This is a genomic window from Veillonella caviae (assembly GCF_003992125.1).
Taxonomy (GTDB): domain Bacteria; phylum Bacillota; class Negativicutes; order Veillonellales; family Veillonellaceae; genus Veillonella; species Veillonella caviae.
In genome coordinates this window covers 16,515-40,455 of the sequence record NZ_RQUY01000019.1, presented here as the reverse complement: position 1 = coordinate 40,455, position 23,941 = coordinate 16,515, and the positions used below count along the sequence as shown (strand labels likewise).

Sequence of the window (23,941 nt, the reverse complement as noted above, 5' to 3'; positions counted from 1 at the left end):
AGACATAGTAATATAAATTTGAATATTTATAATTATATTTATACATTCTTGTATGTCGCTTTTTATGTAAACATTAGTTTGCTATAATAAAAGTGTCACCAACTCTAATCTGGAGAATCAGGTACAGAGAGGAGGTGTTTTATAGTGGAAACTCTACTTTTAATTATTTTTATTCCTATTATGACAAATGTAATTAGCTATTACATTTGTAAATTGCTCGATAGGTATTTAAAATGGTGATGAGCATCGTGTTATCTACGTAATCAGATAATTAAGAACCATCTAGGTATTGGACGTTCCTAGGTGGTTTCTTTGTTATATTACATCCCAAATTATCATACAAAAAGACCACCTAGTTATTTTGGACGTTTCTAGGTGGTCTTTTCATGTTTTATAGTGGCTACTTTTAATCATTTAGCTACTTATAGTATATCATATGAAAATAAAAAGTAAACCCTACCTAAAACTGATCAGATGTTATTAGGTAGGGCATTTTCAGTTATTTACTACGATTGTATTGTTCTAATTGCACGAGCAATACCGACACATCTGCTGGAGATACACCAGATATACGGCTCGCTTGGCCGATGGAATGAGGTCTGATTTTTGTCAGTTTTTGTTGCGCTTCTAAAGAAATTCCTTTCATATTCATATAATCCCAATCTTGAGGAAGGATTTTTTCTTCCAATTTGCGTACTTTATCGACTTGATCCATTTGTTTTTTAATGTATCCTTCGTAGGTAATGGAAATATCAATTTCTTCCTCTACATCAGGACTATATCGTTTCAAATTGAAAGCATCTGCCACAACTGCATAAGATAATTCATTGCGTTTTACAAGATCGTAAGCTCGAATACCTGTACGGATAGGCGCAGTACCAAGAGATTCCAATAAAGCCTGTGTTTCTTTAGACGGATTCACAGGCGTAGATTTCAACAATTCCATACCTTCTTCAATAGCTTGTTTTTTAGCTGTAAATTTCGCCCACCGATCATCTTTTACAAGACCGATAGCACGACCTTTTTCAGTAAGGCGCAAATCTGCATTGTCTTGACGCAAGAGCAATCGATATTCACTGCGGCTCGTCATCATGCGATATGGTTCTTGGGTGCCTTTCGTTACAAGATCATCGATGAGAACACCGATATAAGCCTCAGAACGGGCTAAAATAAATGGGTCACGACCTTGAATCCACAGTGCCGCATTAATCCCTGCCATGAGGCCTTGTGCAGCAGCCTCTTCGTAACCAGATGTACCATTCGCTTGTCCAGCAGAGTAGAGCCCTTTAATATGTTTCACTTGCAATGCTGGCGTCAATTGTGTTGGATCTAAGCAATCGTATTCAATAGCATATGCAGGACGCATAATTTCTACATTTTCTAGTCCTGGAATAGTACGCAAAAACGCATATTGTACATCCATAGGCAAAGACGTACTCATCCCTTGCACATACATTTCATTCGTTTGATTACCTTCTGGTTCTACAAATAATTGATGACGTTCTTTATCGGCAAAACGAACTACTTTATCTTCAATAGAAGGGCAGTATCGAGGGCCTACACCTTCAATTTTACCGCTATACATAGGAGCTCGATGAATATTATTGTGAATGATATCATGAGTTTCCTTGTTTGTATACGTTAACCAACACACTTGTTCATTGCGATTAATCCATTCATCCATAAAAGAAAACGCATGGTGATGCACATCGCCTTCTTGAACGTCCATATGTTCCAAATTAAGAGTCCTTTTATCAACACGGGCAGGAGTACCAGTTTTAAAGCGCATCAATTCGACACCATGATCGAGAAGGGATTGAGAAAATACTTCTGATGTCCGTTGTCCATTAGGACCTCCCGTATAATCTATATCACCAATGAGAATTTTCCCTTTCAAATACGTACCAGTACATAAAATAACAGCCTTAGCACCATAAAATTCGCCTAATTCCGTTACAATACCAACAACCTTGCCGTCTTCAACCTTAAGGTCTGTTACCATAATTTGTTTTACATTCAAATTATCCGTATTTTCCAAGGTTTCTTTCATCAAATGTTGATATTTAATTTTATCCGACTGACAACGCAAAGAATGTACAGCAGGGCCTTTGCCCATATTGAGCATACGCATTTGGATAGCCGTTGCATCAGCATTGATACCCATTTGCCCGCCCAATGCGTCCAATTCATACACAAGATGGCTTTTACCAGGACCACCAATAGCGGGGTTACACGGCATAAGCGCAATATTATCTAAACTAATAGTTGCCATAAGCGTGCGGTGTCCCATGCGGGCACAAGCGAGAGCTGCTTCACAACCAGCATGACCACCACCGATGACGATAACATCGTAATTATCTACTATATACATGTTAATTCCTTATTTTCCCAAACAGAATCTACTAAATAATTCATCTACCATGGATTCTCGAATAGAATCACCGGTAATATCTCCTAATAATTCCCACGCGCTGCGTAAATCCGTGGCGATAAAATCCACAGGCATACTAGCATCGATAGAGGTAATAGCTTGTTCAATTTGCCCCTTCGCTTGTTCCATGAGGCTAATATGGCGCACATTGCTAATCATGGCATCATTCGTCTGCTTCACTTGACCACCATATACCAACTCTTTTACCCATTTTGAAAGTACCGCCGTACCTTCACCATCCTTGGCGCTAATGGTTTCAATAGCTGTGAAAGTCCCCATAGAGGCGATGCTTTCACTAGAAACAGCAAGCCCCATATCACTCTTGTTCAACAATACGATCGTATTAAGCCCCGATACGGAAACAAGAATATGCCGTTCCTCATCGGTAAGAGGAGTAGATGCGTCGATAACACATAATACGATATCCGCCTTGTCAATATATTGACGAGCCCGTTCCACGCCAAGGGCCTCCACCGTATCGTCCGTATCTCGAATACCTGCCGTATCGATGAGGCGAAGAGAAATCCCTTCAATAGTCATAAATTCTTCGATACTATCTCGCGTAGTGCCTGGAATATCCGTCACGATGGCGCGATTTTCTCTCAACAGAGCATTCATAAGACTCGATTTTCCTGCATTAGGACGGCCTACGATAACCGTCATAATACCATCTCGAATGAGGCGACCAGTATTAGCAGTGGCCAATAATTCATCCATGTGAGTCAAAATAGGTTCTAACTGTTCCCGTACCTCTTGACTAGTCACATTCTCAATATCCTCTTCAGGATAATCGATAGTCACCTCTAAATGGGCAATCATAGCGATGAGCTGTTCTCTCACATCACTGACGAATTTCGACACCGTTCCATCTAATTGTGCTACAGCGAGGGACAGAGAATCCTCCGTTTTTGCCTCAATAATATCGATGATGGCCTCTGCTTGAGTTAAATCAATGCGCCCATTCATAAAAGCACGCTTTGTAAATTCTCCAGCCTCTGCCATACGAACCCCTTGATTCACTAGCAGTTTCAAAATCTGCCGAACTGGCACAATGCCACCATGACATTGAATTTCAACTACATCCTCCGCTGTATACGAATGAGGACCGTGCATCAATAACAACAATACCTCATCAATCGTTTTATTTGACCCAGAATCGACGATTGTACCATATTGAATGGTTCTATTAGGTCTTTCACCTAAAGGCACCGTACCAGCGCTTTTAAACAATGTATTGACGATAGCAAAACTATCCTTACCGCTCACTCGAATAATACCAACTCCACCAATACCCGGCGGCGTCGCAATGGCTGCTATTGTATCATCTATATACATAGAATCTTCCTTATTATTAATTCGTTAATTATGAAATTGTCTTCCCGTGAAAGTTAAACTAAACCAACCTTCCACGCCGAAGATTACCTTAGGTTAGCTTTCACCATAACCTATATACTATGATAGTATACCATAAACCATGTAATTGTGCTGAATCATATATTAAAAGGACTGTAACAGAATGCGGTTTTAACGCATTCTAGTTGCAGTCCCATAAGTCCCATATTTACATTTTATTTACCAAAGATAGACCATATTGATTATCTTCTAATTGTGTTTTTTTCAACATTAAATACAACATGTAAAGAGCACCCAATAAAGGTAAGAAGTAAATCAAATACCACCAACCGCTTTTATTGAGATCATGTAAACGTCGTACCGTTACACTAATGCTTGGTATAGTAAACACAACTGATACTATATTAACAAGAATTTCATTAAAATCAAAAGATACATCAATTATAGCTACCACAATACTAACTATAATGCTAAATAATACAAAAGACCAATATTCTTTGCGGCTTGCTCGACCAGAAAAAGTAGCATATTTGTTTTTCATAGAATCTACAAAATGTTCCCATACCGTTAATTCATTCATGTGTTAACTCCTTCAAACATAATAGTAGTAACTATATAATATTGCTCACATAATATCATAAAAATATTATATGTTACAAATAGTAACAAAATAAACCATCTTCTATATCTATAAAAAATTATTATAACCCCCTAATATTAGGTCTACAAAAACTCTAATACTAGGGGGTTAATACAAATATAAAATAGTTCCTATTATATATTATTTTTTATAAGAAATAACAACATGGCGGAAAGGTTCATCACCGGCACTATTGGTGATAATATGTGCATCATCGTGAAGTGCGGTGTGAATGATTTTCCGTTCAAAAGCATTCATCGGTTCAAGGGAGACTTTTTGACGAGTCCGTTTTACTTTAACCGCCAAACGTTTTGCCAGGTTAATCAATGTGTCTTCCCGACGGGAACGATAATTTTCTACGTCTACCACAATATGACAATGACCAGATACCTCTTTATGAGCTACCAAATTCGTTAAATATTGAATAGCATCGAGGGTTTGACCGTGTTTACCAATCAAAATGCCAAGGTCTTCGCCGTGCACTTGGAAGGTAATTTTGTCCTTCGTCATCATTTTTTCGATAAGAACGGTAAGTCCCATTTGAGAAAACATGTCTTCTAGGAATTGTTTTCCTTTTTGAGCTATAACGTCTTGTGTTTCTTTTGAAAGCTCCTTACTAGTGCTTTTAAAAACATCGGAATTTTCTACATGAACAGCTACATCATCAACATTAGTTTCTACTGGTGCAGCAGATACAGCATCAGACAATTCCGCAATAGACGTAGATTCCTCAGGCGTAGCAGTAGCTTTCACAGAGGTATAAAACAAACGCACCACCGCTGGTTTGCGACCAATACCTAAAAAACCGTTGGATGGTTGTTCCATAACCTTAGTTTCTACCAATTCATGGCCATCTACAGATAATTCAGCCACCCCTTTAGCGATGGCATCTTCAATCGTTTTAGCAGATACATCGATAAATTCCATAGTGCCTCCTATTTATTAGCTTCCAAGCCTTTGTAAATGAAATGCTGTTGCACAAATTGGAATACGTTGGACACAATCCAATAAATAACTAAACCTGCTGGGAAGTTTAGGGAAATATACCCAATGAAGAGCGGCATAAACCACATCATCATTTTTTGTTGACTCGCCGCAGCACCAGTAGCCCCTTGAGACGTTTGGCGAGACATAAGCCATGTGGATACTGCACTCAATACTGGCAAAATGTAGTATGGGTCAGTTTCACCAAGACTTGGTAACCATAAGAATTGTACGAAATTTGGATCGTATGGGTAATTTTGTAACGCATAGAAAATGGCGATCAAAAATGGCATTTGCACTAATAATGGTAAACAACCTGCCAATGGGTTAACACCCATTTCTTTGTACATATTGCCTATTTCTTGTTGCATCCGTTGTGGATCATTTTTGTACTTGTCTTGAATAGCTTTCATGCGCGGTTGCAATTCTTGCATAGCCTTCATAGATTTAATTTGTTTTACCGTTAATGGCGCTAAAATCGCCTTGATAACAATAGTCAACAAAATAATGGCTACCCCATAACTTGGGAAACCTACCATTTCCGTCAATTGGAATGCATAAGTAAGCAATGTGCGCATTAATTCAACGATAGGGTTGAAAATAGAAGATAAAAATTCCATAGTGTCTCCTTAACATACAGGTAAAAATAGTGCCTTTGCGCATCTATCAGTGGTTATGGTATGGTCTATATTTCATCCATCCAGATGCTTCGGTATTTCCAAAACTGTGCTGGTTTATGATTTGTGAAAGCTTTCACCATCATTAAGGAACCGGATCGTAACCGCCCTTATGAAAAGGGTGGCAACGAAGAATCCGTTTACATCCTAACCAGCTACCTTTAAAAGGTCCATATTTTTCAATAGCCTGCAGAGTATATGTGGAACAAGTTGGGTAGTATCGGCAACACCCCGGTTTAGCTGGGGATATGGCCACTTGGTAAAACCGTATCATGAGCCGCAATATTGTCGTTAATAAGCGTCGTAGCCACATGCTGTTATTATTTTCCATAGTGTTCACCATGATTTCCATAATATTTCGTAATACGTACAAATCGCTATCTAGCTTAACAACCCATGTTTACATTAGATTACAATAATCATATATCTACATTATTAGATTGTAGTGATTAGCGATTATATGTAAATACACGAATAGGACCAACGCACGGCATTGCCACACATAGGTCCTATATGGGATTATACTAAGAGCTTGCTTTTACGCAATAAGTACAGTATTTCCTTTTCCGCTCGTTCATAGGTTGCATCCTTTAGTGGTCCACGCCCAACGATAACAATGTGATAACCTTCACGAATTTCATGTTGGTGAAGACGATATACTTCTTTCATAAGTCGTCTCGCCCGATTGCGCTGTACGGCGCCACCTACCTTTTTACCCGTTACAAAACCAATCCGTGTAGGCTGTTTTGCTACAGGCATGCGATAGAGCACACACATACGGCCAACCTCGTATTTACCATGCTTATATACAAGGCGATATTCATTGTTGTTGATGATGCGTCTTGTTTTTTCTAAGCGGTAATTCATTGTATCGTCCGATTCCTATAGAACAGAAAAACTTGGCAAGAGCGCCAAGTTTTCTCAAAAGCTCCTGCTGAGCTACTATATTATGCAGATAAGCGTTTTCTGCCTTTAGCACGTCTTCTTTTTAAAACGAGACGGCCACCAATAGTTTTCATGCGTTCACGGAAACCATGGGTACGTTTTCTCCAAAGAGTATTTGGTTGGTAAGTACGTTTCATTAGTAAAACACCTCCTCGTTATATATTGTTTTACTTATACCATAACAGGGTAATTATAGTGTTAAAACGCAAATCTGTCAATAAAAATCCTGTATTTTCCTATGTTTTTATCAGAGAAATGAAGGTCATTATATATGTAGTATATTTTATAATTTGTTTGCTCTTACAACTACTACATTTTGGTATGGCAAATTGCGGGTCACTTTTCTATTAGAAATTAATAGTGTATATGTAAGTGTTAGCCATTGGTTTGCAGGTTTTAACGCTACATTTTAGTTTGATGGACAGATAGGGGGCGTTCTGTTCAATACGCTTAACGCACCTTCGTGCTACGTAAATTCACAGAACGCCCCCTATCTGTCCATCAGAAAACTGTAACTATGAATTAGTCAAACCAATGGCTAACACTCAAATACATATTACCTAACAGACTAAAAAAGTAACCCGCAATTTGTCATTAAACTGTATTAGTAAAGGTTCCAAACAAATTATAAAATACATCAACCTTATATACTAATATCTCCATTTCTAACCACAATATACCTAGGAGCCTACAAGATTTTTATTGACCAACATCTGCACCCTTAACTGATGACTAGTAGGAGAAGTAAGTGGTGGATATTGTATATGAGATTCTGAGTTGTGTTTTGTATTTGGCTAGTTAATGATAGTGGCCCAATGGGGATTGATGCGAAGGGTTTTGTGAATTTACGTAGCCCTCGAAGAGGGCGTTAAGCGTACTGAACAAAACCCTTCGCATCAATTCACGTTACACGAATTATAAAAAATGTCTCTGCAAATACAAAACACAACTCAAATTTACTACATTAGAATATCCATCCCTTATTACCTAAATTGCATCCACATCACACATTAAAAACTTCGATCATGATAAAAAGTTATCCACATTTTAAATGACATTTACCTTATTTTTTGGTAAAATTAACTCAGAATTTCAAGAAAATTGTAATACTTTTATAAAAATTGCGGATAACCAAATTTGGTTATCCACATTTTTTCTCTTTTTACCTGTGTATAGTAAAAACTCAGTATTTATCTAGTTTAAAGGTATTTTGTAATTTACTAATCCACAAGATATACACACCTTTTACACATGTATTTTGCGATTATTCACAAATTTACACAAAGTTATCTACATTTTCGATTAAAGTTATTCACATTTTTATTAAAGTTATTCACAAGGGGCACAATATGCAATCATTTGAATTAAATAATATATGGGAAGATATATTACAAGAAATAAAACGTTCCATGCCACCATCCCTATATGATAGGATTGCTTATTCTATTTATCCCATCGATCTCCAAAATAACGAGATTCACATTGGCTGTATGCAAAGTTTTATAAAAAACTTAATTGAATCCCAACCTGCTGTTAGTATTCCACTACAAAATGCAATCGATAAAATTACAAAATCTCATAAAGAATTAGTATTGCGCGATATGAATGAAGAAATGGGAATTGACACACCTATTATAGAAGCACCACCTATGCCATTACCATCACAAGAAGAACCTTATCAAGAGGAATTTTATATCCCAATATATCAAGATCCCGTTGTAATAGAACGCAAATTACCATCTACAGAACAAAATGTGGTAACCGATATCAATATGACTGAAGAACCAGTACATATCTCTGATGAGCCGATGGTAGTACCAAAGAAAATAAAACAACAAACAAAGTCAATAAATACATTGCAACCAAAGGATGTGCCTATCGATTTATCTGCATCCAATCTAAATCCATCATATCGTTTCGATAATTACATTACAGGTAATGCCAATCGTATTCCATTTAGTGCTGCACAATACGTATCAGAGCATCCAGGTGGACAAAATTATAATCCTCTATTTATCTATGGTCCATCAGGTCTAGGAAAAACGCATTTAATGCATGCCATCGGTAATGCTATTAATGAAAAACAGCCAAATCTTAAAGTGATGAGTATTACCAGTGAAAAATTTGTAACCCTTTTCGTAGAATCCATCCAAAAAGGACAAGGCGAACTATTTAGGAATACTTTCAGAAATATCGACGTGTTAATGATTGATGATATTCAATATTTAGAAAATAAACAAGGAACAAAAACAGAGTTTTTCAACACCTTTAATGAACTCTACAATAATGGTAAGCAAATTGTCCTCACATCGGACACCATGCCTGATGATATGGATCAATTTGAAGAACGCATACGCTCTAGATTCCAAGCAGGATTTGTAGCCACAATGGAACATCCAGATTTAGAAACCCGTATCGCTATTTTAAAATCCCTTATTGAGCGGGAAAATAAAGATGAACATATTATTGATATTGAAAATGATGCCATTAATTATATGGCTCTTCAATTTGATGAAAATATAAGAAAACTGCAAGGCGCTTTTAGAACGCTCATAGCATCAGCTAGTAAAGAAACAATGCCGATTAATTTAGAATTTACTAGAAAAACGTTAGCTAACCTTATAAAACATGAACATGTTACTTACATCAATATTGAAACTATACAAGATGTGGTAAGCACCTATTTTAATATCAAAAAACAAGATTTATTAGGTAAAAAAAGGAAAGCTCAATTCGCTTTTCCTCGCCAAATTGCCATGTATCTATGCCGCGATGTGGTAAATGAAAGCTATCCGCAAATTGCACAGGCTTTCTCTAGAGATCATACAACCATACTCCATGCATACGATAAAATTAGCAAAGAAATAGATAAAAACCAAGAATTAAAACAACAAATATTAGAAATTAAGGAAAAATTGAATTCTAATAAAAAACATGACCATTAACCATAGAATATAGGTTAACTGTGGATAAATTGTGGATAAATTAAGGTTTAATTGTGGATATAATATAAATTATATGTAGATATATTGTTTATAACCACATGTGTATATTTTTGTGGATATATTGTGTATAACTTAGTGGATAACTCAAAAACATAAAATTTCTGTGATTATGTGGATAAACCAATACATAGTATACACATAGTTATTCACATCCAAAAAACCACGTCATAACAAAAGAATCTTCACTTTTACACACATACACAGGCCCTACTACTAAAACAACTAAACTAACAAACAAATCAAAAAACAATTGTAGAAAACGATCCAACGTAGATTATCTATATAGCACGAAACAATATACTTTCATAATTCATTATAAACAAGAATATGTTATACATTAGAAAATCTACAATAGTACATCATTATAGAATTAACAAACAACATAATAAGGAGTCCATACAATATGAATATAAAATTTCCAAAATCAAATCTCCAAAAAGCTATCAATGTATTACAAAAAGTATCTCAAAATAAAACAAGCTCTAATTTACCTGGATCAATTTACATGACAACAAAAAATAATCAAGTTGAATTACAAGGTAATGATTTTGAATTAGGCATTCGTTTAACTATTGATGCAGAAATTATCGAACCAGGCACTATGGTAGTAGCATCTCGTTATTTTCAAGAATTAATTCGTAAATTACCAGGTGACATTATCCAATTAAGTAAACCAGAAGAAGGTAATTCTCTTAAAATCACATCTGGTTCCTCTGAATTTAACCTTGTTACATTACATCCAGATGATTTTTCCTTAGTCGAACAAATACACGATCAAGATCATGTAACTATCGACAGCCAAGCAATGAAAGAATTAATAGATTTAACAAATTATGCAGCTGCTAATGATGATGATCGACCTGTTTTTGCTGGTGCTCTTCTTGAAATAAAAGATGCTAATGATAAAAAAGTAACTATGGTAGCTACTGATACACATCGAATGGCAGTAAAAAAAGTTACTATTGATGAACCTGCTACATCTCCAATGCGTGTTATTGTACCGACTAAAGCTTTAGCTGAAGTATCTCGATTACTGCCAACTGATAATCCTGCAGTGATTAAAATTATTTGGAATCGTAATCAAATTGCATTCATATTTGAATCTATTTATATTATTTCCCGTCTTATCGAAGGTTCCTATCCTGAATATGAAAAAGTAATTCCATCTCAATTTGATTCTAGTGCTGTTATTGATCGAAGAGAATTTGCCGGCGCTGTTGATCGCGTATCCTTACTTGCTAAAGATATGAGTTATAATGTTATCCGTTATGATTGGTCTACAGAAAATGTAACTTTATCTAGTCAAAATGCAGAAATTGGTATGGCTAAAGAAAATATTCCTGTAGAATTTAAGGGTACTCCATTTACTATTTCCTTCAATGGTCGTTATATTTCCGATATTCTTCGCCATTCTACTGGTGATAATATCCATTTGTATCTCAAACAAAATGGCCCCGTTGTAATTCGTCAAGATAATAATCCAAATTATACTTATGTAGTAACTCCTGTTCGTACTAATAATTAGAAATTGTACAGGATTATAAAATATAAATTAAAAATTTACATGTATAAATTTTTATAAACTATTGTATATATTTTGTATAAAAATACTTATATATAATAAAAATCTATAACTATAATACATAGGTATAGTAATTAAACCGTCCATTATAGGAGGACAATATGAGCAAACCTCAACAAATGGTATCTATTCATACCGAATATATTCAAATAGACCAGTTATTAAAATTAGAAGGTTTAATTGAGACTGGTGGTCAAATTAAATCTCTTATTGATGATGAAGTAATCACTTTGAATGGTGTATTGGTAACAGAGAAACGTAAAAAATGCCGTCCTGGTGATGTGATTGGTATAGATGGTCTTGAAGTCGATTTTATTATCACTAAAGAGGAGGCATAATCAGTGAGAATTAACTCACTGCAATTATTTCAATTTCGCAATTATCAGTCTATCGATATTGAACTCAATCCAGAAATCGTCGTTCTTTATGGTACAAATGGGGCTGGTAAAACCAATATATTGGAATCTATTTACGTAGGTACCATTGGTAAAAGCCATCGTACTAATGATACATCGGATATGTTGATGTTTAATGCTAATGAATCAGGCATTGTAGTCAATTTTGAGAAAAAAGATACGCCGCAAAAGGTAAATATAAAATTATTTCGCCAAGGGTCGAAGGATATTCGTTTAAATGATATGAAAATATCTCAAAAGGAATTGATTGGTACTTTAAATACAGTTATATTTTGTCCAGAAGATTTACAGCTTATCAAGGGCAGTCCATCGGGACGTCGCCGTTTTCTTGATATGGAAATATCCCAAACAAGCGCTACCTATTATCATCAACTGTTGCAATACAATCGATTGTTACAGCAGCGCAATACATTATTAAAAGAATATAGAGGAAAACAGAATATCCCTTTAGACGAATGGGATATTCAATTAGCAGATATGGCATCTTTTCTCGTCAAAAAACGTCTGGAAAGTCTAAAAAAAATTAATTTACTCATCGATTTGATGAATCGTAAATTGACAGGAGGTCTTGAGAATCTCACCATCGGCTATGAACAAACTTATGGCGAAGAAGGTAACATTATCTATAAAAAAGAAGATTTTTATGATTTGTTGAAACAGAACTTGCCTCAAGATCGCCATCGATTAACTACTAGTGTTGGTCCTCATAGGGATGATTTGCGATTTTTTTCGGATGCTATAGATTTAAAAAAATTTGGTTCTCAAGGACAACAACGGACTGCGGTGCTTTCATTAAAACTATCGGAATTAGAATTTATTAAATCCGAAGTAGGGGAATATCCTGTATTACTCCTAGACGATGTATTGAGCGAATTAGACGAGTTAAGGCGGACGAATTTATTGCAGTTTATTCATAAACGGATTCAAACGGTGATTACTACTACAGATATTCACGATTTTAAAAATTTACCAGGAGTTCAATTCATTCATTGCCAAGAGGGACGTATTCAGTATGGCTAATTAAAATTGAAGTTTTAGATGTTTTTGATTGGTAAGTGAATTTGGTTCATTGCGTAATATAAGTTGATTATGGATTAGAAGGGCATTTAATATGGATACTATTGATATTTATATGGCCAAGGGTCTTAGTAAATTGGGTCTATTGGAAGAATTTAAATTACATAGTATTACCCACCATTGGAAAGATGTAGTGGGCCCCGTTATCGCTGCACATACGCGTATTATCGATATTAAACCACCGCATATTATCATCAGTGCCGATACTTCGCAATGGATGCAGGAAATTAAGATGAGTCAGAAACGCATACTTCAACATATCAATGATTATTATAAATCAGAGATTATTACAGATATGCGCCTCATCATGCATCGTCAGAGTTATGTGAAAGCTAATCCTCAAGAACCATTGGATTTTGAAATTAAAAAAAAGGCGAATGGCTTTATTAATAGGGGTAATATTTCCATTTCCGATGAAGATATGGAGAATATTGATACCCTTGTAGATAATGCGAAGGATAAAAAACTAAAAGACGCTTTTCGCACATTGCTTATTAATCGGCGGAAAAAAGAAATCCATTTAGAAAAGCAAGGCTTTCACAGATGTCATCGTTGTCATGTGTTGATGGAGAGAAACACAACATATTGTGTATCCTGTGAGTATGATATAGCCCGCGCTAAGATTAAGCGCATTAAAGAGTATGTGCGGAAGTATCCTTATTGTAAATATAATGATTGTATGCCTCATGTACCGTGCAGTTTTATAGAATTTGCTACCGCTGTACGTGAACTTATTTATTTTTATTTAGATAAAATCTATAAAGGATCGACTAGCCGTAATCATATGTATATGGCGGCCATGCTCATTACTCATAAACGGCCGGAGGAATTAACGGATCAACATGTTATCAATTTATGCCATAAATATAGGTCTAAATTTTTGAGTGAAGAAAAACAAAAGGAAATTAATGCTCTTCGTGGGTTTAACGAATGGGAAGATATTCCTGAGGAAATAAAGGAGTAATATGTACGTACATATTGGCGATAATGTGAGTATTCCTATGGGTGCTATCATCACTATGGTGCATGCTAAGGGAGATGAATTAAAAAAGAGTCCTATCGCTCATTATGATGGAGAGATTATATATATGGTGGAACCAGAGGATGTGAAAACTTATATTATTACTGATGATGTAGTGTATGCTTCTGGGATTTCACTAAAAACATTGCAAAAACGAATTGTTGAGTTTTATGGATTATTGCATCCGCGGCAATGGTAGATATTGGGATTTAATCATCAAGGTGGAAGTGGATAAGGATCTACAGTGATATATCATAAAAAAAGACGTAGAGAACTAGTTTTCACCAAAAGAAAAGTAATTCCCTATATGATGGGATATATAGTATAATAAAAAGATAGATTTTATACAGGAACTGACAATGAGGTTATGTTCTGTTACGAAATTGTTAGGAGGAGTTTGTTTCATGCCTGAACAAGATTATGGGGCCCAGAATATACAGGTATTAGAAGGCCTAGACGCGGTGCGTAAACGCCCGGGGATGTACATTGGTAGTACGTCGGTGCGCGGTTTACATCACCTCGTATACGAAGTTGTAGACAATTCCGTGGACGAAGCGCTGGCTGGTTACGCTACGCATATCGAAGTGTCCATTAATGAAGATAATAGTATTACCGTTGTGGACGACGGCCGTGGTATTCCTACAGGAATGCATGAATCCGGTATGTCTGCAGTAGAATTAGTATTGACGAAATTGCATGCTGGCGGTAAATTTGGCGGCGGCGGTTATAAAGTATCTGGCGGTCTTCATGGCGTTGGTATTTCCGTTGTTAATGCTTTGAGTGAATGGACGCGCGTGCAAGTATCTCAAAACGGTATCGTTCAAGAAATTACCTTTGCTCGTGGTCATAAAACATCAGAATTAACAGAAATAGGAAAAGCAGAAGGAACTGGTACGACTGTTATTTTTAAACCAGATGCTGACATTTTTGAAACTACGGTGTTCAATTTTGATACATTAAAAATTCGTTTACAAGAATTAGCTTTTCTTAATAAAGGTTTGCGCATTACGTTAAGCGATGTACGCCAAGATGAGCCTCGTGTGGAAAGTTTCCATTATGAAGGTGGTTTAAGTTCTTTTATTACATTCCTCAATGAAAATAAAGAAACCATTAATCCTACGGTAATCAATATTGAAAATGCTAAAGATGACGTTGTAGTCGATGTAGCATTGCAATATAACGATAGTTATAGCGAAAATATTTTATCCTTCGTTAATAATATCAATACTATCGATGGAGGCACTCATTTATCTGGTTTCCGTTCTGCTTTGACTCGTACATTGAACGATTATGGTCGTAAATCTGGTTTAATCAAGGAAAATGAATCTAATTTATCTGGTGAAGATGTGCGCGAAGGGTTGACTGCTGTCGTATCTGTGAAAGTACTTGAACCGCAGTTTGAAGGCCAAACAAAAACGAAATTAGGTAATAGTGAAGTAAAAGGTATTACTGATGTTATTGTGTCCGATGGTTTGAAAACATTTTTTGAAGAACATCCACAAGATGCGAAAAAAATCATTGAAAAAGCAACTATGGCGAGCCGTGCTCGTGAGGCTGCTCGTAAAGCTCGTGATTTAACACGCCGTAAAAATGCGTTAGAAGTATCTAGTTTGCCTGGTAAATTGGCAGATTGTTCTGAAAAAGATACGTCCATGACAGAAATTTATCTCGTCGAAGGCGATTCTGCGGGCGGTAGCGCTAAACAAGGTCGCGATCGCCGTTACCAAGCTATTTTGCCGTTGCGTGGTAAAATATTAAACGTAGAAAAAGCTCGTCTTGATAAAATTTTGGCGAATAATGAAATTCGTTCTATGATTACTGCTTTTGGTACTGGTATTGGTGAAGAATTCGATATTACGAAATCTCGTTACAATAAAATCATCATCATGACAGATGCTGATGTTGATGGCGCTCATATTCGTACCTTGCTCCTCACATTCTTCTATCGATATATGAAGCCATTAGTAGAAGAAGGTCATATCTATATTGCGCAACCACCTTTGTATCAAATTAAAAAGGGAAAATCCCATTGGTATGTATACTCCGATGTGGAATTAACAGAAAAACTTGATGAAATCGGTCGCGATGGCATCACCATCCAACGTTACAAAGGCTTAGGGGAAATGAATCCTGAACAATTGTGGGAAACTACGATGAACCCAGAAAATCGTACTATTTTGCAAGTAAGTTTAGAAGATTCTATCGAAGCAGATAAAATCTTTACAGTGCTTATGGGGGATAAAGTAGAACCACGTCGTAAATTTATTGAAGATAACGCCAAATATGTGCGCAATCTTGATTTGTAAAAGGAGATGCGTATGGCTAATCAAAATGATAATCAAACAAGTGTGACTAATTTGTCTCAACATTCGACACAATCGAATCAAACGATAACGAATCCAAATGTTGAATACACATCGAATACGGAACAACATTTAAAACGTTCTCTCAAAGCTCGTCATATGAATATGATCGCCTTAGGTGGCGCCATCGGTACAGGTTTATTCGTGGCCGGCGGTGAAGTAGTAAGTACTGCTGGTCCTGGTGGTGCCCTTGTGGCATATTGCCTAATTGGTATTATGGTATATTTTCTTATGACATCTCTCGGCGAAATGGCTACCTATTTGCCCATACCTGGTTCTTTCGGAACCTATGCAAAACGCTATGTTGACCCTGCATTCGGATTTGCATTGGGATGGAATTACTGGTTTAACTGGGCTATTACATTAGCTGCTGAAGTATTGGCAGGGGCTCTCATTATGAAATATTGGTTTCCTGATGTACCTGCCATCGTTTGGTCCGCTTTATTTCTATTGCTTCTATTTGGATTGAATTATTTATCTACTCGCGCCTTTGGTGAAAGCGAATATATTTTTTCATCTATTAAGGTTATCACCGTTTTTGTATTCCTTTTCTGTGGCTTTATGCTCATTTTTGGTATTGGTGGTACATCTCCGGGATTTGAAAATTGGACCACAGGAGAAGCGCCATTTGTTGGTGGCTGGGGTTCCATATTAGCTATTTTTATGGTAGCTGGGTTCTCATTCCAAGGAACAGAGCTCATTGGCGTAGCCGCTGGCGAAGCTGAAGAACCAGAAAAAAATGTACCAAAAGCTATTAATTCTATTTTCTGGCGCATTTTACTATTCTATATTGGTGCTTTTACAGTTATCGGTTTCCTCATTCCTTATACGGATCCGAATTTGTTAAATTCTAGTGTAGAAAATGTATCCATTAGCCCATTTACTCTCGTATTTGACCGCTTTGGATTCTCTTTCGCTGCTAGCTTTATTAATGCCATTATTTTGACAGCTGTATTATCTGCTGGTAACTCTGGCTTATATTCCTCTACACGTATGCTGTATGCATTAGCAAAAGAAGGACAAGCGCCACAAATATTTGCTAAATTGAACAAAAAAGGCGTGCCTGTGCCAGCATTGATTATCACAACAGCTATTGGTTTATTTGCCTTCTTAACTAGCTTTATCGGTGAAGGTACAGCGTATAACTGGATTGTTAATATTTCTGGTATGTCTGGTTTCATCGCTTGGGTAGGCATTGCAGTGGCTCACTATCGTTTCCGTCGTGCTTTTAAAGCCCAAGGTAAAAATCTTAGCGAATTGCCATTCAAAGCATCTCTATTCCCATTTGGACCAATTTTGGCGTTTATTCTCTGTATATTCATCATTGCAGGCCAAAACTACTCCGCTTTCATGGGTGATACCATCGACTGGTACGGTGTATCCGTAGCCTATATCGGTTTACCTGTATTCTTTGCAGTGTACTTGGGATATAAATATACGAAGAAAACTAAATTAGTGCCTTTAAAAGAAGTTAACTTAGACAGAGATTTTGAAAAATAAAATATAGTTTTAATAAATTATATACTAGTAATACTAAATAATACCCTCTTTTCTCGCGACTTTACGTAGGCCTTTAGGCCGTAAGCGTATGGAGCGAAAAAGAGGGTATTATTTCATATTGTATATTTTATGTTCAAAATTTTGATTTTTTGAACATGATTGGTATAATTTAGTAAATGATGTTCAAAATATGGGATTTTTGAACATGAAAGGAGAAAATTATGATTATTACAACTACAATGAACGTAGAAGGTCATGATGTAAAAGAATATAAAGGCATTGTATTTGGTGAAGTCGTTGAAGGCCGTAATTTCCTTAAAGATTTTATGTCCGGCATCCGTGACGTAATTGGTGGTCGCAGCGGTAGCTACGAAAATTCATTGATGAAAGCTCGTCAAGCAGCTCTTGATGAAATGGCTGATAGAGCTCAAAAAATCGGTGCTAATGCAGTTATTGGCGTATCTGTGCAATACAATACACTAGGTCAAGATGGAGGTATGTTAATGGTTACATGCACTGGAACTGCGGTTGTTATATAAAATAGAGAAAATTTAATTATATATTGAAGTTTATTAATATATATAAATCGTATTTTATAGATATTTTTATAAGCCTATTGATAATTTGTTTTATACCATTATATAATAACAGTGAAGAGGTGGTCATAGAGCGTGCCACGTAAAAAAAAGAAAGCTCAATTGAAGAGGTGGTCATAGAGCGTGCCACGTAAAAAAAAGAAAGCTCAATAGAGTAAAACCCCCTTTGTAAGTTTACATTGGGGGTTTTGCTATATATTTTGAGAGGGAGATTTGATTATGAAATTTATATACTTAACAAAAAGCTTTTATAATACATATCCAAAATCTTCATATCCAGAAATAGAAAATAAAATGGAAAGACCTTATGCCCAAATTGTTATATCCATTAATCATCAATTATGGGCCTTACCATTAAGGTCTAATATAAAACATAAATTTGTACAATGGACTGATAAAATTAATAATTGTGGTATTGATTTAACTAAAGCAGTTCCTATATCTGAGTCAAATCAAACAGTTCCAGCTACTATTAGACAAGAAGAATTTAATGCATTAAAAGGTAAAGAATATATTTTAAAATCTAAATTTATATCATATATAAAATTATATAAAAAAGCGAAACTAGATTTAACAAAAAATCATAACAAACAACTTGTAGAATACAGTACCTTACAATACTTTGAGGAATATATTTAATAATACAAAATGCTACTGCAAACAAATGATAATCACCAAAAGAAAAAGAATGTATACTACCAACTAATAGACCCCTCTTTCCGAGAGTAAAAGGCCGCTGACGTAAGTGATTTGTTGGGACTAATTTATATATACTGTAAAATGAAAAGATAGATTTCCCCCTTTTAGCGACTTTATCTTCGCTGTGGATTTTGCTTTGCAAAATCTTACGCTCAGAATTAAGTGATGTGTGGGCTTCATGCGTCACTACGCTCCTCTGCTGCCTCACACCCTACTTATACGTAGCACGAATGTGCGTTAAGCGTATGGAGCGAAAAGGGGGAAATCTATCTTTCATTACTTATATTATAGAATTGTTTATGCCCAACAAATCCTAGGCGTTTTAATCGATTTTGTAAAAACTTGCATACATAACCGGCAACACGATGAGTGTGAGCACGGTAGCCACTAACAATCCCCCACTAAAGGCGATAGCCAATGGACTCCAAAATATGGATCCCATGAGTGGTATCATACCCATAATGGCAGCGATGGCGGTGAGCATAATCGGTCTAAAACGCAAGGTAGCGGAGCTGATGATAGCTTCTCGCGGTGATTGACCTTGAGTGCGGTGAATTTCGATTTGGTCTAATAAAATAATAGAGTTTCGAATAATCATACCGCTAAGGGCGATAATTCCTAGAATAGCCATGAATCCTAATGGTGTTCTCGTCACGTTAAGTGCTATGACTACGCCGATTAATCCTAGAGGGGCAGTCAATAATGCCATACACATGAGAGGAATTTTTTTCAATTGGAACATTAAAATCGTCATAATGACGAATAACATAATTGGTATAGGAATGAGTAATTTTTGAATAGCTGTCACACTTTTTTCAGCGGATCCGTCTAATTCAATAGTATAACTAGTCGGCAAATCTTGTCGTAATTGACTGAGGTTGTTATAAATTTCTTTCGTTTTCGCATTGCCTAATACACCAGGACCTACATTGGCGTGAATACTAATGGTAGGCATCATATTGCGATGCCAAATAATACCCTCTTCTTGGTCCATTGAAATGGTAGCAATTTGACTGAGTGGTACGTAGGAACCATTTCCTGTTTGAATTGGTAATGATGAAAGAACCCCTAGATTGTGACTTTCATTACCGCCTAATTTGAAAGTTACAGGAATGGTTTGATTGCCTTCATAGTATTCACCAGATTTTGTCCCGGATAATAAACTTTGTAAATGCAATGATACGGCGTAGCTATCGATACCTAGCAATCGAGCCTTGTTTGGATCGATGTGAACCTTTGCTACTGGTTCCGTATCAGGCCAATCAAATGCAATATTATGTAATTCTGAATCTTGTTGCATTTGCATTTTTACTTGATTGGCAATGTCCTTTACCTTTGATGATTCAGGACCAGATATGCGGAGCATAACGGGATATTTTGAAGGTGGTCCAATTTGAACGAATTGCAAATTAACAAGGGCTGATGGATATTCATTGTTCAAGTAATTTTGTAACTCTGTGTATAATGCGTCACGGTGGTCTAATGATTTTGTGACGATAATATATTGCAAGAAATTAGCACGTTGCAATTCAGGTTCAAAGGTGAGTACAAAACGTGGTGCCCCTTGACCTACATAGGACGTAAATGAGTCAATGTGTTCGTTTCCTTTGAGGTATTGGTCAAATGTTTTCCCTTGCGCTGCCGTATAATCGATGGATGAGCTTTGCGGGAACTGCATAGATACGATGATTTCATTTCGTGTGGAGGATGGGAAAAATTCCTGTTTAATGAGTGGAAATGATAATAATGAAAGCACAAAGGCTCCTACGGTGATACTTAATACTGTTTTGTGATGGTTGAGCGCCCAATGAAGGAGACTTTCAAAACGATCATAAAAAACAGTTTTCATACGATGCATAATATGATCACGACGGGACCATTCTGATTTAGGTTTCGGTGCCTTGTTTTCAATAATTTTGTAACCTAGTACAGGACTGACTAGTACCGATGCGAACCAAGAAAGTATGAGAGCTATAAATACAACAATAGATAAGGTTTTTGTAAATTCTGCTACCATACCATCTGCCAAGGCGAGTGGGAGAAATCCTGCACAAGTAATGAGAGTGCCGGAAAGCATAGGAAATGCTGTAGATTCATAAGCAAAGGTAGCCGATTTCCAATGGTCAAAACCTTCTTCTAATTTGACACTCATCATTTCCACTACGATAATGGCGTCGTCTACGAGGAGGCCTAACGCGAGAATGAGGGCACCCAGGCTCACCTTGTGAAGGTAAATTCCGTTTTCAAACATGAGTATAAAGGTGGTAGATACTACTACAGGAATCGTAAGGGCTACTACGATGCCCGTTCTGAGGCCGAGGGACGCAAAGCTGACGAGCAATACGATGGCGATAGCTTCAAAGAGGGATTGCGAAAAATCACCAATAGATTGTTTTACTATGTGAGGCTGATTTGATACTTGCTCGATCGTCATGCCTGCAGGAATGGTGGTTTTCAATTCGCTCAATTTTTTATCGATAGCATCGCCAAACTCGATGTTATTGGCGCCAGCGTCCATGGAAATGGCGATGCCTACCGCTGGTTTACCTTCGTAGTAAAATTGCGGACTCGCCGGATCTTGGTAGGTCATTTTTACATCCGCCATATCACCGAGGCGCAAGGTTTGGTTATTGATACGTATAGGCATTTGCTTCACTGCATCTACGCTATCGAATACACCATTAATACGGATATATACATTATTTGTATCCGTATTAATCATGCCAGATGGTACCATAGCACTTTGTTGGCGCAAGGCGGTTAACAATTGTTGAGTGCTCACCTGATAGGATGCTAATTTATCCTTATTGATGGTGACGTCCAAGGATTTTGCTTGCACCCCTACGAGGGTGATTTTTTTTACGTTTGGTACAGATAATAATTGGCGTTTTAAATCTTCTGCTTGTTGCCGTTTTTCTTCGTAACTAAATTCATCGCCAGTAACGGCATATATGATGCCGTACACATCGTCGAATCTGTCGTTAATGGTAGGTCCTTGTACACCAGACGGCAAATTCCGCCACTCGTCGGTAATCATATTCCGCGCTTCTTCCCAGGCGGGACGAATTTTGCTAGATGGCATATCTTCTTTTAAATTGATGTAAATGACGGATTTACTGCCATCTGTGAAAGATTTCGTATAATCCACGCCGGGCAAATCGCGCAATTTTTCTTCTAATTTATCCGTTACTTGGTCTGACATCTGTTGTGGCGATGCACCAGGCCAAGATACGCCGACCACCATGGTACGCATGGTGAAATCTGGATCCTCCATACGTCCCATGTGGGTGTACGAAAAAATGCCGAATGTCATCAATACAGCAATGAAATAATAAATAATCGATTTGTGACGGAGCGCCCAATCGGCAAGATTAAAATTTTTCATCATTGTTGCACCGCCGTTCCTTCTTGTAATTGTTGTGTACCTGCGGTGATAACTATATCTCCTTTAGCGAGACCATTAGTGACAATAACAGAATTATTGCCAAAATCACCTGTTGTAATAGGCACTAAATGGGCTTTGTTGTCACGGATGATGTAAACTGCGTTATTTCCTTGTTTGTCTTTCACTAGTGCCGTTAATGGTATAGATATATTGCCTGTGGATTGCTTGTTAATGACAGCATTAATGGTCATGCCTAGTTGAATATCCTGTGGAGGGTTTTGCAAAGAAATTTTTACTGTATAGGTTCTTGCTACTGGATCTGGCACAGGGGATATTTCACGGACTATACCTTGCACTGTTACATTAGGAAGAGCCCAAAATGTCACCGTCGCTGTACTGCCTACATGGACTGTGGACATTTCTTGTTCTGGTAATGAAATCACTGCCTCTGGCTCGTGACCAGCTGCTAAGGTTCCTATATTTTGTCCTGCTGCTACCACTTGGCCTACTTCCACATTGAGGGCTGTAATAATACCACTGTCTGGTGCTATGAGATTGGTGTAACTATTCTGATTGCTGCTCAAATTGAGATTAGCTTGTGCTTGTTGTAACTGTGCTTGTGCGGCATTTAATTGATTCTCCATTTGATCCAATTGTAATTTGCTTACCGCCTGTTGTGCATAGAGCTGACGATACCGTTGTGCATTTGTATTTGCTAATTCATAAGCAGACTGAGCCGCTGCCACAGCGCCTTGTGCATTTTGAACTTGATTTGCTGTATCTATACCGTTAATTTCAGCGATGATTTGACCAGCTTCAACGGGACTGCCTACATTTACCAACTTATTAATAATGCGACCACCTACTTGAAAGGCTAAACTCGTTTCTATCCGATTATGAATAGTTCCAGAATATCCTGCAGTTTGTATGGCTGATGATTCACCTACTGTCATCGTTCTAACCTTAACTGGCATTTGTGATAATTCTTGATTAGATCCACAACCACTAAGTAATATAGTGCTTAGAAATAATCCTATGCTATAAGATAATACACGCCTCATATAGATTCTCCTTTAATACGTTTTATACAATTAAATATACTACAGGATATTAGAAAAGACCATAATTTATTTTTTATAGATTAAGAATATAATTGTTGATTCTGTAGTGGATGGTATTAATACGAATTAAATATTGTATTCCATTAAAGTTAGATTTTTTTGAGGTATGATATTCTTCCGAAAAAAAAGAGATTAGCTAATCTGTA

General features: G+C 36.7%; 20 protein-coding genes. 10 read left to right on the top strand and 10 right to left on the bottom strand.

The window, feature by feature from the left end; translation table 11 throughout:
* Window positions 1–499: 499 nt before the first annotated feature.
* From mnmG to rpmH, 8 genes are all read right to left on the bottom strand, one after another.
* A complete protein-coding gene (gene mnmG, locus EO120_RS07260) occupies window positions 500–2,371 on the bottom strand; it encodes a tRNA uridine-5-carboxymethylaminomethyl(34) synthesis enzyme MnmG (RefSeq protein WP_127134819.1) in 1,872 nt (623 codons plus the stop codon).
* Between the two features lie 9 nt (window positions 2,372–2,380).
* Window positions 2,381–3,766, bottom strand: a complete 1,386-nt coding sequence (gene mnmE, locus EO120_RS07255; RefSeq protein ID WP_127134818.1) for a tRNA uridine-5-carboxymethylaminomethyl(34) synthesis GTPase MnmE — start codon at window positions 3,764–3,766, stop codon at window positions 2,381–2,383.
* A gap of 226 nt (window positions 3,767–3,992) precedes the next feature.
* The gene (locus EO120_RS07250; RefSeq protein WP_127134817.1) at window positions 3,993–4,364 is read right to left on the bottom strand and encodes a DUF805 domain-containing protein; all 372 of its coding nucleotides are present in this window, start codon (window positions 4,362–4,364) and stop codon (window positions 3,993–3,995) included.
* A gap of 201 nt (window positions 4,365–4,565) precedes the next feature.
* A complete protein-coding gene (gene jag / locus EO120_RS07245) occupies window positions 4,566–5,351 on the bottom strand; it encodes an RNA-binding cell elongation regulator Jag/EloR (protein ID WP_127134816.1) in 786 nt (261 codons plus the stop codon).
* A gap of 8 nt (window positions 5,352–5,359) precedes the next feature.
* Window positions 5,360–6,028 carry a YidC/Oxa1 family membrane protein insertase gene (locus tag EO120_RS07240; RefSeq protein ID WP_127134815.1) on the bottom strand — a complete coding sequence of 223 codons (669 nt, stop codon included), beginning with the start codon at window positions 6,026–6,028 and terminating at the stop codon, window positions 5,360–5,362.
* A gap of 142 nt (window positions 6,029–6,170) precedes the next feature.
* A complete protein-coding gene (yidD, locus tag EO120_RS07235) occupies window positions 6,171–6,398 on the bottom strand; it encodes a membrane protein insertion efficiency factor YidD (protein ID WP_206512480.1) in 228 nt (75 codons plus the stop codon).
* Window positions 6,399–6,604: 206 nt separating this feature from the next.
* On the bottom strand, window positions 6,605–6,952 hold the full coding sequence (gene rnpA, locus EO120_RS07230; RefSeq protein ID WP_127134814.1) for a ribonuclease P protein component: 348 nt from the start codon (window positions 6,950–6,952) through the stop codon (window positions 6,605–6,607).
* A gap of 80 nt (window positions 6,953–7,032) precedes the next feature.
* Window positions 7,033–7,167, bottom strand: coding sequence for a 50S ribosomal protein L34 (gene rpmH / locus EO120_RS07225; RefSeq protein WP_004692946.1), 135 nt, complete (start codon window positions 7,165–7,167; stop codon window positions 7,033–7,035).
* A gap of 1,212 nt (window positions 7,168–8,379) precedes the next feature.
* Between rpmH and dnaA the strand changes: the two genes are divergently transcribed.
* The 10 genes from dnaA (at window position 8,380) to tenpIN (ending at window position 19,229) form a co-directional block, all read left to right on the top strand.
* Window positions 8,380–9,975 carry a chromosomal replication initiator protein DnaA gene (dnaA, locus tag EO120_RS07220; RefSeq protein WP_127134813.1) on the top strand — a complete coding sequence of 532 codons (1,596 nt, stop codon included), beginning with the start codon at window positions 8,380–8,382 and terminating at the stop codon, window positions 9,973–9,975.
* A gap of 463 nt (window positions 9,976–10,438) precedes the next feature.
* Window positions 10,439–11,560, top strand: a complete 1,122-nt coding sequence (dnaN, locus tag EO120_RS07215; RefSeq protein ID WP_127134812.1) for a DNA polymerase III subunit beta — start codon at window positions 10,439–10,441, stop codon at window positions 11,558–11,560.
* A 158-nt stretch (window positions 11,561–11,718) separates the two neighbouring features.
* Entirely contained in the window at window positions 11,719–11,955 is a 237-nt protein-coding gene (locus EO120_RS07210; protein WP_127134811.1) for an RNA-binding S4 domain-containing protein, read from the top strand.
* Window positions 11,956–11,958: 3 nt separating this feature from the next.
* Window positions 11,959–13,053 (top strand): DNA replication/repair protein RecF, encoded by a 1,095-nt coding sequence (recF, locus tag EO120_RS07205; RefSeq protein ID WP_127134810.1) that lies wholly within the window; start codon window positions 11,959–11,961, stop codon window positions 13,051–13,053.
* A gap of 91 nt (window positions 13,054–13,144) precedes the next feature.
* Entirely contained in the window at window positions 13,145–14,074 is a 930-nt protein-coding gene (locus EO120_RS07200) for a DciA family protein (protein WP_127134809.1), read from the top strand.
* Window position 14,075: 1 nt separating this feature from the next.
* A complete protein-coding gene (locus tag EO120_RS07195) occupies window positions 14,076–14,330 on the top strand; it encodes an extracellular matrix/biofilm biosynthesis regulator RemA family protein (protein ID WP_127134808.1) in 255 nt (84 codons plus the stop codon).
* Between the two features lie 205 nt (window positions 14,331–14,535).
* Window positions 14,536–16,437, top strand: a complete 1,902-nt coding sequence (gyrB, locus tag EO120_RS07190) for a DNA topoisomerase (ATP-hydrolyzing) subunit B (protein WP_127134807.1) — start codon at window positions 14,536–14,538, stop codon at window positions 16,435–16,437.
* Window positions 16,438–16,593: 156 nt separating this feature from the next.
* On the top strand, window positions 16,594–17,994 hold the full coding sequence (locus EO120_RS07185; protein ID WP_241234916.1) for an amino acid permease: 1,401 nt from the start codon (window positions 16,594–16,596) through the stop codon (window positions 17,992–17,994).
* Window positions 17,995–18,215: 221 nt separating this feature from the next.
* Window positions 18,216–18,533: a YbjQ family protein gene (locus EO120_RS07180; RefSeq protein WP_127134806.1), complete on the top strand. Its 318-nt coding sequence runs from the start codon at window positions 18,216–18,218 to the stop codon at window positions 18,531–18,533.
* A gap of 276 nt (window positions 18,534–18,809) precedes the next feature.
* Window positions 18,810–19,229: a type III toxin-antitoxin system TenpIN family toxin gene (gene tenpIN / locus EO120_RS07175; RefSeq protein ID WP_127134805.1), complete on the top strand. Its 420-nt coding sequence runs from the start codon at window positions 18,810–18,812 to the stop codon at window positions 19,227–19,229.
* Window positions 19,230–19,611: 382 nt separating this feature from the next.
* On the opposite strand, the gene EO120_RS07170 is transcribed toward tenpIN, so the two are convergent.
* Both EO120_RS07170 and EO120_RS07165 read right to left on the bottom strand, forming a co-directional pair.
* Window positions 19,612–22,674 (bottom strand): efflux RND transporter permease subunit, encoded by a 3,063-nt coding sequence (locus EO120_RS07170; RefSeq protein ID WP_127134821.1) that lies wholly within the window; start codon window positions 22,672–22,674, stop codon window positions 19,612–19,614.
* Entirely contained in the window at window positions 22,674–23,735 is a 1,062-nt protein-coding gene (locus EO120_RS07165) for an efflux RND transporter periplasmic adaptor subunit (protein WP_127134804.1), read from the bottom strand. The genes EO120_RS07170 and EO120_RS07165 overlap by 1 nt, the downstream gene beginning before the upstream one ends.
* Window positions 23,736–23,941 lie beyond the last annotated feature (206 nt).